Origin of the sequence: Marinobacter sp. ES-1 (assembly GCF_000475255.1) — a bacterium.
In the GTDB taxonomy this organism is placed as follows: Bacteria; Pseudomonadota; Gammaproteobacteria; order Pseudomonadales; family Oleiphilaceae; genus Marinobacter; species Marinobacter vinifirmus.
Map to the genome: position 1 here is coordinate 19547 of NZ_AXBV01000025.1, position 13946 is coordinate 33492.

Consider the following 13946-nt stretch of genomic DNA (forward strand, 5'->3'; position numbering starts at 1 on the left):
GGGGGCGACTACAACTTAATAAAAGTTCGGGAAACCGAGACAGCCCCGTTTTTGTCGGCCTGCTGATTTCTGCTTCTGCCTATATCACCAATGCAGCAAGCATGCTAAAACGTCGTCGGCCAGCCGTCGCCAGCACTCCTGGTGGCACCGGGCACTTTTCCATTTCTCAGGATGTCAGCATGTCAGACAAATTTTTCTACAAGGGCCGGCAGGACGCACGTCAGCATCACACTACATATGGCGGCTTCAAAACCAAGGCCAGTCAGAAAAGTGGCAGCAAGAAGTACCCGTTAACACTGGTTGTCACCAGTGAGGCGCGGAAGCAAGAAGTTGAAGCCCTGGTGGCCGAGGCTGGTCTTTTTGCGAATATCACGGTGGATGCCCGTGACGGCGCAGTTGAGTCCATCGCTGAGCTGACCGTACTCTTGAACAAGGTTGAAACCATTACCACAACGAAAGCACCGTCCAGGAATGATCCCTGCAGTTGTGGCAGTGGCAAAAAATTCAAAAAGTGCTGTGGCTGATAGCGGCCACTAATCAAAGCAGCCGGGAAGCGTTCGATACGCCGCTTGTCGCCGGTTCTTTGATATTATGTGCGCCTTCCACAACTGACAGAACAGGAGCTCACCATGGCGGAATCATCTCTAAAAGAACAGCTTGGCAACGCTGTAAAAGATGCCATGCGCAACAAGGAGAAGGACCGGCTTGTTACACTGCGCATGGCCCAGGCGGCGGTGAAGCAGATCGAGATTGACGAGCGCCGTGAGCTTGGCGACGACGACGTTCTGAAAGTGCTGGATAAAATGCTCAAGCAGCGCCGTGATGCGGCCAGCCAGTATGAGGAAGCGGGTCGTGGTGAGCTGGCGGACAAAGAACGGGCAGAAATGGCCATTATTGAAGAGTTCATGCCCGCTGCTCTCAGCGAAGAAGAGCTTGAAAGTTTGATTCGTGCGGCCATCAGCTCCACTGGTGCCAAGGGCATGCAGGACATGGGCAATGTAATGAACGAGTTGCGCCCCCAGGTAACCGGTCGGGTGGATATGGGACAGCTGAGCAAGATGGTGCGGGCTGCGCTGGCCGGTTAAGGCTTGGTTATTGCCGAATTTGTGTTTAGCATTGCAGCTTCACGGGTACTGCAACGGTACCCGTGAGGTCAGAAAATTATGGACACTCTCCGTCACGGATTGAAGGAGCAAAGGAATGAGTAAGAATGTGGTTTTGTTGGGCGACCTGGGCACAGACCATGAAGGGTTTCCGCCCACCCCGGTGATTGCCGGTTCCCCCGATGTTCTGGTTGATGGTAAGCCTGTCGCCCGTGTGGGCGATCCCCTGGCACCGCACTCCAAGCCCAAGCATCCGCCTCATCCCCGCGCCGTAGCGGCGGGTTCTGCTACTGTGCTGATTAATGGTATCCCGGCGGCCGTCACCGGCAGCGCCGTGTCTTGCGGTGGTGTAACCATCGGCAGCGGCAGCGTGGTGATCGGGAGTTAACTCCCGGGTAAGCAGGGCTGCCTCGGCAGAATTCATGATAGGCTTCGGTTTTAGCACCGCCGTTTCAGGCGGTGGCGTTATTTTATGGAGCCTTCATGAGCGATAACCCCTTGGCGCAGATTCTCGAGATGGACGGCGAGGAGCGATACGATTACTTCCTGGATGCCGTTGTTGAAGAGCGGGAAATCTGGATTCTGGTCAATGCTGATAACCAGTTTCTGAAAATTGTTTCCGACGAAGAGGGCGTGGCTTACCTGCCGGTCTGGCCTGGTTCAGAATTTGCTGCTGACTACGCCAAAGACTCCGGCGATCTCTCTCCCAAAGCGGTTTCCTTGCCGGATTTCTTCCGGAAGTGGGTAACCGGCCTGAGTCGCGATGGCCTGGACGTGGGCGTCTTCCCCGGTGGGCAGGGCGAGCTGTGGATTACCTCCCCGGATGAGCTCAAGCGGGACCTGCAAGAACTCATGGCGTTCTGATCACCTCCCTGAATCTCCGGAGATCACTATGGATGATGCCTGGCTCACAGCCTTGCCGAAAGCAGAGCTGCACCTGCACCTTGAGGGTGCCCTTGAACCGGAACTGATGTTTGCACTTGCCCGGCGCAACAATATTGAACTGCCGTGGGCCGATGTAGAGGCACTGCGGCAGGCTTATTCTTTCAACAACCTTCAGGAATTCCTGGACCTGTATTATCAGGGTGCGAACGTTCTGCGCACGGAGCAGGATTTCTATGACCTTACCTGGGCCTATCTGCAGAAATGCCATGCCCAGGGCGTGGTGCACGTTGAGCCTTTCTTTGATCCGCAAACCCATACCGAACGTGGTATTCCCTTCGAAGCCGCCATCACAGGCATCAGCACCGCACTGCGTGACGGCCGTGCACAGCTGGGAATAGCCGGTGGGCTGATTCTGAGCTTTCTTCGCCATCTGTCGGAAGAGGAAGCCTTTCAGACCTTGCAGCAGGCCATGCCTTTTCGGGATCAGTTCTTTGCCGTAGGGCTGGACAGCTCCGAGAAGGGGCATCCGCCCAGCAAGTTCGAGCGGGTGTTTGCCAAGGCCCGGGCCGAGGGCTTTCTGGCGGTTGCCCATGCCGGCGAGGAAGGGCCGCCGGAGTATATCTGGCAGGCTCTGGACCTGCTCAAGGTCAACCGGATTGACCACGGCGTTCGTGCGGCCGAAGATCCCGACTTGCTCGACAGGCTGGCGGACGAGCAGGTTCCGTTAACGGTTTGCCCGCTGTCTAACATAAAGTTGTGCGTGTTTCCGGATATGGCGCAGCACAACATTCTTGAGCTGCTGGAATGCGGTTTGAATGTGACCGTGAACTCGGATGACCCGGCGTATTTCGGTGGCTATGTGCTGGAGAACTTCACCGCGCTGCGGGACAGCCTGGGTATGACAGAAGACCAGGCCCGGCGGCTCGCCCTCAACAGCATGAATGCCCGGCTGGTTTAACAGCGACAGGTTAAGGAAACTAAAATGATTGTATGTGGCGTTGAACTGACCGGCAGCGATGCGGTGGTGTGTTTGCTGAATCTCGACCGCGGGCAATTCAGCCTGCCGGAGTGTAAGGTTCGCAAGCTGTCGCTGCGCAAAAACCATACTCGCGAAGACCTGAAACAGTTTCAGGTTGAATTCGCGGGCCTGATGGCTGAACACGAGGTTGGTTGTGTGGCAATCAAGGAACGGATGCCCAAGGGCAAGTTCGCCGGCGGGGCCATCAGCTTCAAGCTGGAGGCGACCATTCAACTGATGGCCGGAAACGAGCCGGAAGTCCGGTTGCTGCCGTCTTCCCTGATTAAATCCACACTGGCTTCGAACCCGTTACCCATTCCGTTTGCTGAAACCGGCTTGAAGGCCTTTCAGGAAACCGCCTTTGTCGCCGCCTATGTCGGGCATATGACCAAGTAGCCGGCAATCATTCGGAAAGTAGTCTCTGGAGGTGGCATGGCAAAACTACCCACCCAAGCCCGGCAAAGGGCAACGCTAAAGAGGCTCGAGACATTCAGCCGCTTTATGGATAGCAGCATTATGGGTAGCGACTTTCCATTTTGTGAGTATGGCGGCTACACTTCCGGCTTTCCGTGGGCATAAGGACTCCACCGATGGTATCGTTCCGTGCTGCTTTGTATTTCCTGGTTCTATGGATGGTGAGCATTGTCGTGCATGCAATGCCAACGTTGGACATTGCCCAGGCCGAGGTACGTTTGACGGATTTCACCGTAGAGTACTTTACGGATGACTCCCGGTCGCTGGACTTTTCGTCGGTGCGCCAACAACCCTTCCAGCCAACAACCAGTACAACCACATTAGGAACAAAGGCGACGGTAACCTGGTACCGGGTTGCGGTATTCAACGCCGCAGAGCAGGAGCGTGAGCTCTTCCTGCACCTCCCCAAGGCGTATCATGTGCGTGCTATTGATATCTATGAAGAGCGCTCGCATACACTGACTGACCGCGCCTCGATAGACCTCAACAATGCCTCCGATGCTCCCCTGATGTATCAGGGTACCGTTGTTTACCCTTTTCGAGTGCCGTCAGGAGAAACCACGGTGCTCTATGTTCGTAGTCATGTCTATTCACACCAGTGGTTTTCTCTGGAGATATTCGATGACGAGCATTCCCGTCGGGCTCTGGTAGGCGGTCATCTGGATATTGCCCTGTTGGTCGGAATGATGATTGCTCTGGTGTTTTATAACGGCCTTTTGTACTTCGCTACCAGCAAGAAAGAGAACATTCTCTATTCGCTGTACCTTATCTCGGGGTTGGTGTGGATCGCCTTATCGTACGGCTTGATTGCCAAATCCTTCTCCGCATACGGCGATTCAGTCTTCATATTGAATCTGTCGCTGATCACCATGCCGGTTTTTCTGCTGCTATTTATGATGGCCATATTCGAGACCCGGCAGCACTACCCTACGGAGCACCGTTTCCTGCAGGTTATGTTGGCGTTGCTGGCTGTTACCTTTGCCTATGGGATTTTTGATATTTCGGCAGCGTTGAAGCCCGCCAGCAGTCTGGCAGCATTGATGATGGTGGTAACTTTCTCGGTCAGTATTTCACTGTTTCGCAAAGGCCATCCGTTGGTGAAATTCTTTCTCGTTGGCCACACGTTCTTCGTGGTTTTCAACGGCTTTGCGGTGCTTTACTACAAGGGGTTGATTGAACCGGGTTATATCAGCAGTCATGGCGTTGGTATAGGCATTGTGCTGGAGGCGCTCACGCTGGCGTTTATTATTTCGTACCGGATAAAGATTTTGGAGGATGTTCGATCCAGGCAAGATGAACTGAAGAAGCAGGCAGCTACTGACCCGTTGACGCGACTCTATAATCGCCGCTACTTCCTGGCCGAAGCGGGGTATCTGCTAGAGAAAGCAAAGTCGACTGGGGAGCCGTTGTCGGTGATTGCTGTCGATGTCGACTTCTTCAAAGCCGTTAACGATACTCATGGTCACAGTATAGGGGATCAGGTGCTGACGAAGATTTCGGCTATTTTTAAGAAGCACAGTCGGTCCCGTGATCTGGTGGCGCGTTTTGGTGGTGAGGAATTTGTGCTTCTTCTACCTGATGCCGACCTCGCGGAAGCTCGACGTTGCGCTGAGAGGATACGTGAAGCGGTTGCGGGCGAGACCGTCGTCGTTGAAGGTGGTGAGGTGATTCAGGTCACCGTAAGTTTGGGAATTGCAGAAGTGAATGCGCTGGTGGAATCGGTCGAATGCGCCGTAGATCGAGCAGATAAAGCACTTTACAAGGCTAAGGAGCAAGGTAGAAATCGGGTCTGTTGCTATCAGTCCGATGCCCTGACAATAACAACATAAAAAATAGGAAAGTGACTATGGACCGGTACGATTTCATTATTGAAGGCGGCCGCTATTTCGACGGCACTGGAGCGCCTTCTGCCATTCGTAACCTGGCAATCAAAGGGGGCCATATCGCCAAGGTTACTGCTGCCCCTATTCCTCATGCCGAAGCCGAGCGCGTAATTGATGCCACCGGCAAGTGGGTAACCCCCGGTTTTCTGGACACCCATACCCATTACGATGCCGAATTGCTGGTCAGCCCGAGCCTGTCGGAATCTGTTCGCCATGGCGTGACCACCGTGCTGGTGGGCAGCTGCTCATTGAGCATGATCTGCAGTGATTACGAGGACGCATCGGACATCTTCACCCGCGTAGAAACCGTTCCCCGGGAGCGGATACTACCCATTCTGAAGGCCCATAAAACCTGGTCTACCCCTAAACAATGGGTGGAGCACATCAAGCAGGTGCCTCTGGGCCCGAATGTGGTCAGCTTTCTGGGCCATAGCGATTTGAGGGTGGGGGTGATGGGGTTGAGCCGGGCGACGGACCTTGCGGTCCAGCCCAGCGAGGAAGAAATGCAAGCCATGGAGCGGTTGCTTCAAGAAGCGCTGGATGAAGGCTTCCTCGGGCTTTCAACCATGTGCCTGAAATGGGACAAGGTGGACGGCGACCGGGAATGGTCGAAAAGCCTGCCCAGTACCTACGCCAAGTGGAAAGAGGTGGCACGGCTGAACAAGCTGGTGCGGCAGTACAATCGGGTGCATCAGGGAGCGCCGAACGCCGCCACCCCCTTGCAGATTCTGCAGTATGTGCGTGAATGCCTGGGTTGGCTGCGCCGGCCCCTGAAAACCACCCTGATCAGCCAGATGGACCTCAAGGGCAGCGCATACCTCACCAATCTCACCCGGCTGACTTCGTTCTTTGCCAACGCCTTACGTGGTGATTTCCGCTGGCAGGTGCTGCCTACGCCATTCACTGTGTATGCAGACGGTATTGATGTGGTGTTCTTTGAAGAGTTTGGCGCCGGCGAGATGGCTTTGGACCTGAAAGACGCGGTTGAGCGCAATCAGCTTTTGAAGGATGAAGCGTACCGGCGTAAGTTCCGTAAGTTCTACGGCGAAAAGCTGAGCCCCCGGGTGTGGCAGCGGGATTTTGGTGACGCCATGATCATCGATTGCCCTGATCAGTCCCTGATCGGCAAAAACTTCGAGGAAGTCGCCAGAGCCCGCGGTGTTCATGTGGTGGATCTGTTCCTCGACCTGGTGGTGGAGTTCGGCAAGAAAATCCGCTGGTACACCACCGTGGGAAATCATCGGAAGCATGTGCTCAAGCGCATCGTCAAAGACCCGCGGTCATTGATTACTTTCAGCGATGCCGGTGCCCACATCCGCAATATGGCGTTCTACAACCTGCCGCTACGCATGCTCAAGCTGGTGCACGAGTCCATTGAAGAAGGCGACCCGGTGATGACCCTGGAGCAGGCCGTGCATCGGCTGACCGGTGATCAGGCTGACTGGTTTGGTATCGACGCGGGCAAAATCCGGGAGGGAGACAGGGCCGATGTGGTGGTGCTCGACCCTTCAGGGTTTGACCAGAACCTGGAACAGGTGCACTGGGGCGAGATGGAGAACTTTGGTTTGCAGCGGCTGGTTAACCGTAACCCGGGCATTGTGAAAACTGTGCTGATCAACGGCAAGCTGGCGCTGGACGACGAGCAACTGGTGCCGGAGTTCGGCCGGGAAATGGGCTACGGCCGGTTTATTCCTGCGCGTTAAGGCTTTCCATATCGTAACCGCCAAGGCCTGTCGTGTCGGCTAACATGTAATGTCTGTTTGAAACATGTTCAACCGAGTACGACAGGTTCCGGCTATGGCCAAAAGGTCTTTCATTCGTAAATCCCTCCGCCTTCTAGCCATGGCATTCGGGGCTGTTGTGGCCCTGGTTTTTCTGACCATCCTTTTGTTCCGGTTTGTGAACCCGCCTACCTCCGCCTTTATGCTGGCTTATCAACTTGGCACTGCGCCAGAGCCGCTTCGGCAGGAATGGGTGCTCATGGCGGAGATGTCACCCTGGATGCCGCTGGCCGTGGTAGCCAGTGAAGACCAGCGCTTCCCCTATCATGCCGGGGTGGATTTCGAGGCCATCCGCAAGGCGGTATCCGAGTACAAGGCCGGAGAGGGCTTGCGGGGCGCCAGCACCATTACCCAGCAAACCGCCAAGAACCTGTTTCTCTGGAATGGTCGCAGCTTTGTTCGCAAGGCGCTTGAAGCCGTGCTGGCACTGGGGATTGATGGCCTGTGGCCAAAGGAACGGGTGCTGGAGGTTTACCTGAATATTGCGGAATTCGGGCCCGGAATCTACGGAGTAGAGGCCGCCAGCGAGATCTACTTCGGCAAACCTGCCCGCAAATTATCCCAGACCCAGGCTGCCCGTTTGGCCGCCGTGCTACCCAATCCAAAAGTGTTGAGCGTAACGGCACCCACAGCTTATGTGCAGGAACGGGTGGTCTGGATTCAGCAGCAGATGAACCAGCTCTCCGGGCTCAAATATCTTGAACAGCTGTAATGCGTCAATCGGTATGGGTCGGCAATACAAACCGCTCAAGTACCGTATACACCGAGCCACTTGCACCGGGTGTGCTTTCGAACAGCACGAAGTCCTTGACCGGCATGGTGCCGAATGAAGTGTTCCTGTGGCCCCCAAGCAGTGACGCCACCGAACCGGTCGGTGGGCGGAATCGACTGATTGTTATGTGAGGTTTGAAGCTTGGGTTTTTTAGCGTAAACCCGTTGTTGGTGAGTCGGTTTGCGAGGTTTTGTTGGAACTCCCGAAGTTGGTCTTCCGGCGATACTCCAGCCCAGAGAATTTTCGGGCTCTCCGGGGAACCGAAGCAACCCAGTCCCTGCACATTGAGTTCAAAGGGGGCACGGGTAACGCCTCTTGCCAGGTCGCAGGCCAGAGCCACCTGCGGCTCTTCGACCTGGCCGAGGAATGCCAGGGTCAGGTGCAGTTGTCCACGGCTTTGCCAGCGAGCCCCGGCTACCTGTGTTTTCATCTGCAGGAGGCTCGCCTTGACGGCCTCGGGTATCTCCAGTCCGAAAAACAGCCTTGGCATAACGCGTTTCCGCCTTCAAAGGCTCAAGTCAGTTTCATATTTCATCATATCCCTCTTGATCAGCAATTTCCCGTCCCGGACAGACGCCAGCACGGGTTGCTGTCCCATCAAAACTTCATAGGGGGTTTGTCCCTGCTGCACGATACACCGGGCCGGTAGTCCTTCTTCAATGCCGTAGTCCTGAAGGTCCAGCGCGGCGGCGCCGTTATCGGTGATGAGCTCCAGCGATTTTTCGATCTGGCTCATGCCCAACATATGGCAGGCGTGCAGGCCGACGTCCAGGGTGCGCAGCATGTTGCCATTGCCGATGGGATACCAAGGGTCGCGAATGGAGTCCTGGCCGAAGGCGACTTTCAGGCCGGCGTCCAGTAGTTCCGGTACGCGGGTCAGGCCGCGGCGCTTAGGGTAGCCATCGAAACGGCCTTGCAGGTGCAGGCTTTCGGTGGGCATGGATAGGAACCGAAGGCCGGATTTTTTCAGCAAGCGGAACAGCCGGCTGCAGTAGGCATCGTTGTAAGAGCCCATGGCACAGGTGTGGCTGGCGGTTACCCGGGATCCATAATCCAGGCGCAGGGCTTCAGCGGCAAGCACTTCCAGGAACCGGGATTCCGGGTCGTCAATTTCATCGCAATGGACATCCACCAGCCGGTCGTTCTTGTGGGCCAGCTCCATCAGCCAGCGCACAGACTCGGCGCCGTAATCCCGGGTGAACTCGAAGTGGGGGATGCCGCCTACCACATCGGCACCCAGGCGCACCGCCTCTTCCATCAGCTCGCGGCCATTCTTGAAGGACAGGATGCCTTCCTGTGGAAAAGCGACAATTTGCAGATCCACCAATCCGGCGGTCTGTTCTCGCACTTCCAGCATGGCCTTGAGGGCCGTCAGGCTTGGGTCGGTTACATCCACATGGGTGCGCACGTACTGGATACCGTGGGTGGCAAACAGCTTAAGGGTTTCGGTGGCCCGTTTGATCACATCTTCATGGGACAGCATGGCTTTGCGCTCGGCCCAGCACTCAATGCCTTCAAACAGAGTGCCGCTCTGGTTCCAGCGGGGTTCACCGGCGGTCATGGCAGCATCCAGGTGGATGTGGGGTTCGACAAAGGCCGGCGTAACCAGGTTGCCGGCGGCATCCAGTTCGTTGTCCCCAGCGGCGGCGGGCCCTGGCATCGGGAGAATGTTGGTGAAACGCCCGCCGGCAATGGTGAGTTTGTACAGTCCATCCTTGCGCGGAAGGCGGGCGTTTATGATTGCGTTCAGTTGTTCGGTCATTTTATCTCCTGGTGTTGGCGCACCTGCGATTCAGGGTTAAACAGCAGGTGGGCCATGAGCAGTGCTTTGAAATTGTCTGAGCTGTCGGCGTCACTGGCCAGGCCATCGGATAGTTGGTTCATCCGGTTGCGAACGGTGTTCCGGTGGCAGCTGAGGGTTTCTGCCATGGCGCTCTGATTGCCGCGACAGCTGACCCAGGCCTCTAACAGGTCTGCTGAACCAGCGAGAAGTTCGGTATCAACGTTTCCACCGTTTGTGTGCTCAGCCCGGACAATCGCCCTGCCGATGATTTCAGTCACTTCGACCATGGGCAGGGAATAGGGCTGTTCAAACAATGGAAGTGCCAGATCGTCGGCCAGTTGGCACAGACTGTTCGGTAACTGGCCAATGTACGCATCTCCTGTGAGAACGACCAGCCCGGCGATGTTGCAAGCTTTGCCTTCGTACAGACATTCGGCCAGGTTCTGGGGGCTGCGATGCCGGCTGATGCCGGTGACAAACACCAGTTCACCACCTTTGACCCAGTCCTTGAAGGAGCGGTTTTCAGCGAGGTAGGGCCAGCGTACCGGATTGCCGGCGGCGGCATCGCCACCCCGGATCCGGATGGTGCTCAGCCCCGGGAGCTTGGGTACATCGATGCACTGTAGGGCCATTTATGCGGTTCCCATCACCATGGCCCGGCGTTCCAGCACCGCCTGGGAAACCACTAGCACCACGCTGTAGCTGAATGCGGCCACCAACACACCGACAATCGGCGCAATCCAGGGCGAGGTGTAGGCTGCTGCGGAGCCAATCGCGTAAGCGGCAAGGCCGGGTACGTTGAACGCGGGCAGTGTTGTTGTGGCCAGGTTCGGGTACTGGCGTTTATAGCCGACAAAGTAGCTGGCCATGATCACGCCGCCGATGGGCGGGATAAAGGTGCCCAGCAGGACAAGAAATGGAATCAGCCACTGGTACATGCCCATGACCGCCAGGACGGTGCCGATGCCGGCCCCGACAATGGTGACCAGTTTGCGGCGGCGGGTACGGACCAGGTTGCAGCCTGCGACAGCAAAGTTATAGACGGTGTTGTCCTGGGTGGTCCAGAGGTTCAGGAACAGCATCAGAATGCCCAGTGTTGCCAGCCCCTGCGCGACCATGATATCGACAATGTCGGCCTGTTGATAAACCAGGGCACCGAAGGCGCCGATCAGGGTCATCAGGCCGTTGCCCAGGAAAAACGCCAGTAGCGTGGCGATGACGGCAGTCTTTCCGGATTTGGCGAAGCGGGTCCAGTTGGTGGCCTGTGTACCGCCACTGACAAAGGTGCCGAACACCAGGGTAATAGCCGCCGCAACCGTCATCTCACTGGATGGAGTGATCGCCAGTAAACCGGCCAGCCCGCCGGCATCCGAGGTGGCCATGGTCATGCTGACGGCTACCAGAATAATCATGGCGGGCACGGCCACCCGGGACAGCCACTCAAGGCCGCGATAGCCGATAAAGGCCGTGACGCAGAAACCGAACCCGAACAGGACCATCAGCGGGGTGGTCAGGCTCTCCGGCATGCCGGTCAGTTTCACTAACAGTATGGCCATGGTGGCGGTGCCCCAGGCGTACCAGCCAATCTGGGTGAAGCCAAGGATGATATCCGACAGCTTGCTGCCCATTTCTCCAAAGGTGAAGCGGCTCATAAGGGCGGTGTTGAGACCACTCCTGGCTGCAATGTAGCCCAGTACAGCGGCATAGATTCCCAGTAGCAGGTTACCTGCTGCGAGTACCATCAGCATGGTGGAAAAATCAAAGGCCACACCAACGGTGCCGCCGGCCCACATGGTAGCGGTGAAAAAGGTGAAGCCCAGCAGTACCAGCCCCATGGACCAGACGCTTTTGCGTTGATCCATGGGCACCGGGCTTAGGGGGTAGTCCTGCTCTTGCGGGGTCGCCTGAGTAGTCATGGTGATTTCTCCGTATCGTTAGTCATCACGACAAGCGGTCGCAACCTTCATGCCATTTCTGGATCCGGGCAGGTAAAAGCGTGCAAGCTCCGGGTACTCATTGTGCACATTGCACAATTTCTTGGGTTGCGGAGCCCCGGGACTGCGGTTTATGCATGGAATTGGTGCGGGATCACCGAGCCCTATCCAAATTGGTGCAGGGTTGAATTCTAGAACAACCCGATCTGCGGCGTAGTTAGCTCTACCGGCAGTGCTTCCAGCTCTGGAAGCTTCTCCCGCAGCAATTCGGTCCACAACGCAGCCAGCTCCACCGCATGGCCGTTGTCGGGCATGTGCATGAATACATAGGGCTGAATGCCAGCCTCCATCCAGGCAGCCACGCGATCTACCCAGGGCGCAAGAAAGGTTCGGTTGGTTTCCAGGTCGGGGTGGCCGATGTAGCGAATCACCGGCGCCGCGTCGCTGGGCAGGATGTGCACCGGAACGCGGGGCTTCTTGCGCTGGGCATCGATGGTTGATTCACAGTCGGGCGTTGCCGAGAACAACGCCCGGCTATCAAGAACCACCCTTGCCAGCTTTCGGGCCCGCAAACCCTGGTTCAATGCCCGTTCTTCGTCACCCTTGGCGAAAAATGCCGGGTGGCGGACTTCTACAGTCCAGTGAAGAAACTCGGGTGCGGTATCCAGGAAATGCCAGAGCTGGTCTAGCCGCTGAGGGCCAAAGCCGGCGGGTAGCTGCAGCAACATGGGGCCCAGCACATCGTTTAGCGGCACAATCAGCGATAGAAAAGTATCCAGCTCATCGCCCACGCCGGTGAGAAAGCGTTCGTGGGTGATGGCTCGGGGCAGTTTGAACAGGAAGCGGAAGCTGTCCGGCACCTGCTGCCGCCATTGCAGACACTGATCCCGGCTGGGGCTGGCGTAGAAGGTGGTGTTGCCCTCAACGGTGTTGAACACCCGGGCATAGCGCGCCAGGGGAGTGCCGCCGGGTGGCAGCTGGTTGTTCCAGTTCGGATCTTGCCACTGGGGACAACCGAGGTAGTAGGGCAGTGCCATCTTTTTTCGCTGCTCTGCTGTGGATAAATTGATCACTCAGGCACCGGGGTGATCAGGTTGATCAAATAACCTACGCATACCGCCAGCCCTTGGGGTTACACGGTTTACACCGCCTATCCTTTCGTTCCTAACAAAGTTATCCACAGAGTTTGTGGGTAACTGGGGATATCAAAGTTGAACTTTTCCCCTGAGCGCCTTGGTTTTGCCTTTTTTGGTTTTGCTGTCCACACGCCGACGTTGAGAGCCCTTGGTTGGCTTGGTGGGGCGGCGGGCTTTCTGTTGCTTTACCGCTTCCTGAATCAGCTCTTTCAGGCGCTGAAGGGCATCATCCTTGTTCAGCTCCAGGGTGCGGAAAGACTGCGCCTTGATCACGATGATGCCGTCTTTGCTGATTCGCTGGTCAGACAACGCCATCAGCCGTTCCTTGTAGAACGGCGGCAGGCTGGAGTTCTGGATATCGAACCGGAGGTGAACGGCAGAGGCAACCTTGTTGACGTTCTGCCCGCCCGCGCCCTGGGCGCGTATCTGGGTGATCTCGATTTCCCAGTCTGCCAGTTCAACGGCGTTGGAGATTTTCAGCATGGGCTTCCTCAGCGTCGAAAAAAGCGGGGGTTACGTTCGATAAAGGCATCAATCCAGCGCTCCAGGAACGAGGCCTGGTTCGGATTTTTCAGGTAACGCCAGCCCAGGGTCGAAATGATCAGGGCACCAATGGCATCCACAATCAGGTCCCACATGGTATCGGTCAGCCCGGATGGATCCCCCAGCATCGGCTTTTGCATGTTCATCCCGAATAATGAATCCATGGTGAATTCGAAGATCTCCCACAGGGCCCCAATGCCCAGAGCAAACATGAAGGCAAAGAGGGCAACAAAGCCCGGCTTCAGGTGCATCTGGAGCTTCTCGGTTTCGTTCATGATATGCACCAGCAAAAAACCGAGGATGCCTAGCAGGAAGCCCGAAGTGGTGTGCAGGGCCATGTCCCACCACCAGAAGCGGGTGTAGTAGTCGCGAATTTCGCCCAGAAACAGGGACGCGAAGACAAACCCGATGGCAGCCAGTTGCAGTTCCGGTGGAATGTGGATGCGGAAACGCCGTTCAAACAACACCGGGAAAAAGGTAATGGCAATGATCATGCTGGTCAGAAAGGCGGTAAACCAACGTTGGCCGAGCACCGCAAACACGGCTTCGGTCAGGAGTATCAGTTGCAGGGCGATGGTAATTCGCTGGTGAGTAATTCGAATGCGCATGCACAAGAGGTTCCTGATTTCGTTAC

16 protein-coding genes are annotated in these 13946 nt (G+C 56.5%); 9 read left to right on the forward strand and 7 right to left on the reverse strand.

What is annotated here, in order from left to right; translation table 11 throughout:
* The first annotated feature begins 179 nt into the window (after window positions 1-179).
* The 9 genes from Q668_RS01990 to mtgA all read left to right on the forward strand — a co-directional run bounded on the left by Q668_RS01990 (window position 180) and on the right by mtgA (window position 7856).
* Window positions 180-524 carry a PBPRA1643 family SWIM/SEC-C metal-binding motif protein gene (locus tag Q668_RS01990; protein WP_022987915.1) on the forward strand — a complete coding sequence of 115 codons (345 nt, stop codon included), beginning with the start codon at window positions 180-182 and terminating at the stop codon, window positions 522-524.
* A 105-nt stretch (window positions 525-629) separates the two neighbouring features.
* The gene (locus Q668_RS01995) at window positions 630-1085 is read left to right on the forward strand and encodes a GatB/YqeY domain-containing protein (RefSeq protein WP_022987916.1); all 456 of its coding nucleotides are present in this window, start codon (window positions 630-632) and stop codon (window positions 1083-1085) included.
* A gap of 115 nt (window positions 1086-1200) precedes the next feature.
* Window positions 1201-1491, forward strand: a complete 291-nt coding sequence (locus Q668_RS02000; protein WP_022987917.1) for a type VI secretion system PAAR protein — start codon at window positions 1201-1203, stop codon at window positions 1489-1491.
* Between the two features lie 95 nt (window positions 1492-1586).
* Window positions 1587-1967, forward strand: coding sequence for a DUF2750 domain-containing protein (locus Q668_RS02005; RefSeq protein ID WP_022987918.1), 381 nt, complete (start codon window positions 1587-1589; stop codon window positions 1965-1967).
* A 28-nt stretch (window positions 1968-1995) separates the two neighbouring features.
* Window positions 1996-2946, forward strand: coding sequence for an adenosine deaminase (locus tag Q668_RS02010; protein WP_022987919.1), 951 nt, complete (start codon window positions 1996-1998; stop codon window positions 2944-2946).
* 24 nt (window positions 2947-2970) lie between these two features.
* Window positions 2971-3402 carry a DUF3010 family protein gene (locus tag Q668_RS02015; RefSeq protein WP_022987920.1) on the forward strand — a complete coding sequence of 144 codons (432 nt, stop codon included), beginning with the start codon at window positions 2971-2973 and terminating at the stop codon, window positions 3400-3402.
* A gap of 194 nt (window positions 3403-3596) precedes the next feature.
* On the forward strand, window positions 3597-5309 hold the full coding sequence (locus Q668_RS02020; RefSeq protein ID WP_022987921.1) for a diguanylate cyclase: 1713 nt from the start codon (window positions 3597-3599) through the stop codon (window positions 5307-5309).
* Window positions 5310-5326: 17 nt separating this feature from the next.
* Window positions 5327-7066: an N-acyl-D-amino-acid deacylase family protein gene (locus Q668_RS02025; protein ID WP_022987922.1), complete on the forward strand. Its 1740-nt coding sequence runs from the start codon at window positions 5327-5329 to the stop codon at window positions 7064-7066.
* Window positions 7067-7160: 94 nt separating this feature from the next.
* Window positions 7161-7856, forward strand: coding sequence for a monofunctional biosynthetic peptidoglycan transglycosylase (gene mtgA, locus Q668_RS02030; protein ID WP_022987923.1), 696 nt, complete (start codon window positions 7161-7163; stop codon window positions 7854-7856).
* 4 nt (window positions 7857-7860) lie between these two features.
* Here mtgA and thpR read toward each other — a convergent pair whose 3' ends face one another.
* The 7 genes from thpR to Q668_RS02065 form a co-directional block, all read right to left on the reverse strand.
* Complete coding sequence (thpR, locus tag Q668_RS02035; RefSeq protein ID WP_022987924.1) at window positions 7861-8406, reverse strand: RNA 2',3'-cyclic phosphodiesterase; 546 nt, start codon at window positions 8404-8406, stop codon at window positions 7861-7863.
* Between the two features lie 15 nt (window positions 8407-8421).
* Window positions 8422-9678 (reverse strand): cytosine deaminase, encoded by a 1257-nt coding sequence (gene codA / locus Q668_RS02040; RefSeq protein WP_022987925.1) that lies wholly within the window; start codon window positions 9676-9678, stop codon window positions 8422-8424.
* Entirely contained in the window at window positions 9675-10331 is a 657-nt protein-coding gene (locus tag Q668_RS02045; protein ID WP_022987926.1) for a PucR family transcriptional regulator, read from the reverse strand. The genes codA and Q668_RS02045 overlap by 4 nt, the downstream gene beginning before the upstream one ends.
* On the reverse strand, window positions 10332-11615 hold the full coding sequence (gene codB / locus Q668_RS02050) for a cytosine permease (RefSeq protein ID WP_036218919.1): 1284 nt from the start codon (window positions 11613-11615) through the stop codon (window positions 10332-10334).
* A gap of 209 nt (window positions 11616-11824) precedes the next feature.
* A complete protein-coding gene (locus Q668_RS02055) occupies window positions 11825-12670 on the reverse strand; it encodes a DUF72 domain-containing protein (RefSeq protein ID WP_022987928.1) in 846 nt (281 codons plus the stop codon).
* Window positions 12671-12838: 168 nt separating this feature from the next.
* Window positions 12839-13252: an alternative ribosome rescue aminoacyl-tRNA hydrolase ArfB gene (gene arfB / locus Q668_RS02060; RefSeq protein ID WP_022987929.1), complete on the reverse strand. Its 414-nt coding sequence runs from the start codon at window positions 13250-13252 to the stop codon at window positions 12839-12841.
* Window positions 13253-13260: 8 nt separating this feature from the next.
* Window positions 13261-13920 carry a hypothetical protein gene (locus tag Q668_RS02065; RefSeq protein ID WP_022987930.1) on the reverse strand — a complete coding sequence of 220 codons (660 nt, stop codon included), beginning with the start codon at window positions 13918-13920 and terminating at the stop codon, window positions 13261-13263.
* Window positions 13921-13946: the final 26 nt, after the last annotated feature.

What these genes read in the sequence shown, in the direction of transcription:
- Q668_RS01990 (WP_022987915.1), top strand. Translation starts at nt 180, where the DNA reads ATGTCAGACAAATTTTTCTACAAGGGCCGGCAGGACGCACGTCAGCAT.
- Q668_RS01995 (WP_022987916.1), top strand. Translation starts at nt 630, where the DNA reads ATGGCGGAATCATCTCTAAAAGAACAGCTTGGCAACGCTGTAAAAGAT.
- Q668_RS02000 (WP_022987917.1), top strand. Translation starts at nt 1,201, where the DNA reads ATGAGTAAGAATGTGGTTTTGTTGGGCGACCTGGGCACAGACCATGAA.
- Q668_RS02005 (WP_022987918.1), top strand. Translation starts at nt 1,587, where the DNA reads ATGAGCGATAACCCCTTGGCGCAGATTCTCGAGATGGACGGCGAGGAG.
- Q668_RS02010 (WP_022987919.1), top strand. Translation starts at nt 1,996, where the DNA reads ATGGATGATGCCTGGCTCACAGCCTTGCCGAAAGCAGAGCTGCACCTG.
- Q668_RS02015 (WP_022987920.1), top strand. Translation starts at nt 2,971, where the DNA reads ATGATTGTATGTGGCGTTGAACTGACCGGCAGCGATGCGGTGGTGTGT.
- Q668_RS02020 (WP_022987921.1), top strand. Translation starts at nt 3,597, where the DNA reads ATGGTATCGTTCCGTGCTGCTTTGTATTTCCTGGTTCTATGGATGGTG.
- Q668_RS02025 (WP_022987922.1), top strand. Translation starts at nt 5,327, where the DNA reads ATGGACCGGTACGATTTCATTATTGAAGGCGGCCGCTATTTCGACGGC.
- mtgA (WP_022987923.1), top strand. Translation starts at nt 7,161, where the DNA reads ATGGCCAAAAGGTCTTTCATTCGTAAATCCCTCCGCCTTCTAGCCATG.
- thpR (WP_022987924.1), bottom strand. Translation starts at nt 8,406, where the DNA reads ATGCCAAGGCTGTTTTTCGGACTGGAGATACCCGAGGCCGTCAAGGCG.
- codA (WP_022987925.1), bottom strand. Translation starts at nt 9,678, where the DNA reads ATGACCGAACAACTGAACGCAATCATAAACGCCCGCCTTCCGCGCAAG.
- Q668_RS02045 (WP_022987926.1), bottom strand. Translation starts at nt 10,331, where the DNA reads ATGGCCCTACAGTGCATCGATGTACCCAAGCTCCCGGGGCTGAGCACC.
- codB (WP_036218919.1), bottom strand. Translation starts at nt 11,615, where the DNA reads ATGACTACTCAGGCGACCCCGCAAGAGCAGGACTACCCCCTAAGCCCG.
- Q668_RS02055 (WP_022987928.1), bottom strand. Translation starts at nt 12,670, where the DNA reads ATGGCACTGCCCTACTACCTCGGTTGTCCCCAGTGGCAAGATCCGAAC.
- arfB (WP_022987929.1), bottom strand. Translation starts at nt 13,252, where the DNA reads ATGCTGAAAATCTCCAACGCCGTTGAACTGGCAGACTGGGAAATCGAG.
- Q668_RS02065 (WP_022987930.1), bottom strand. Translation starts at nt 13,920, where the DNA reads ATGCGCATTCGAATTACTCACCAGCGAATTACCATCGCCCTGCAACTG.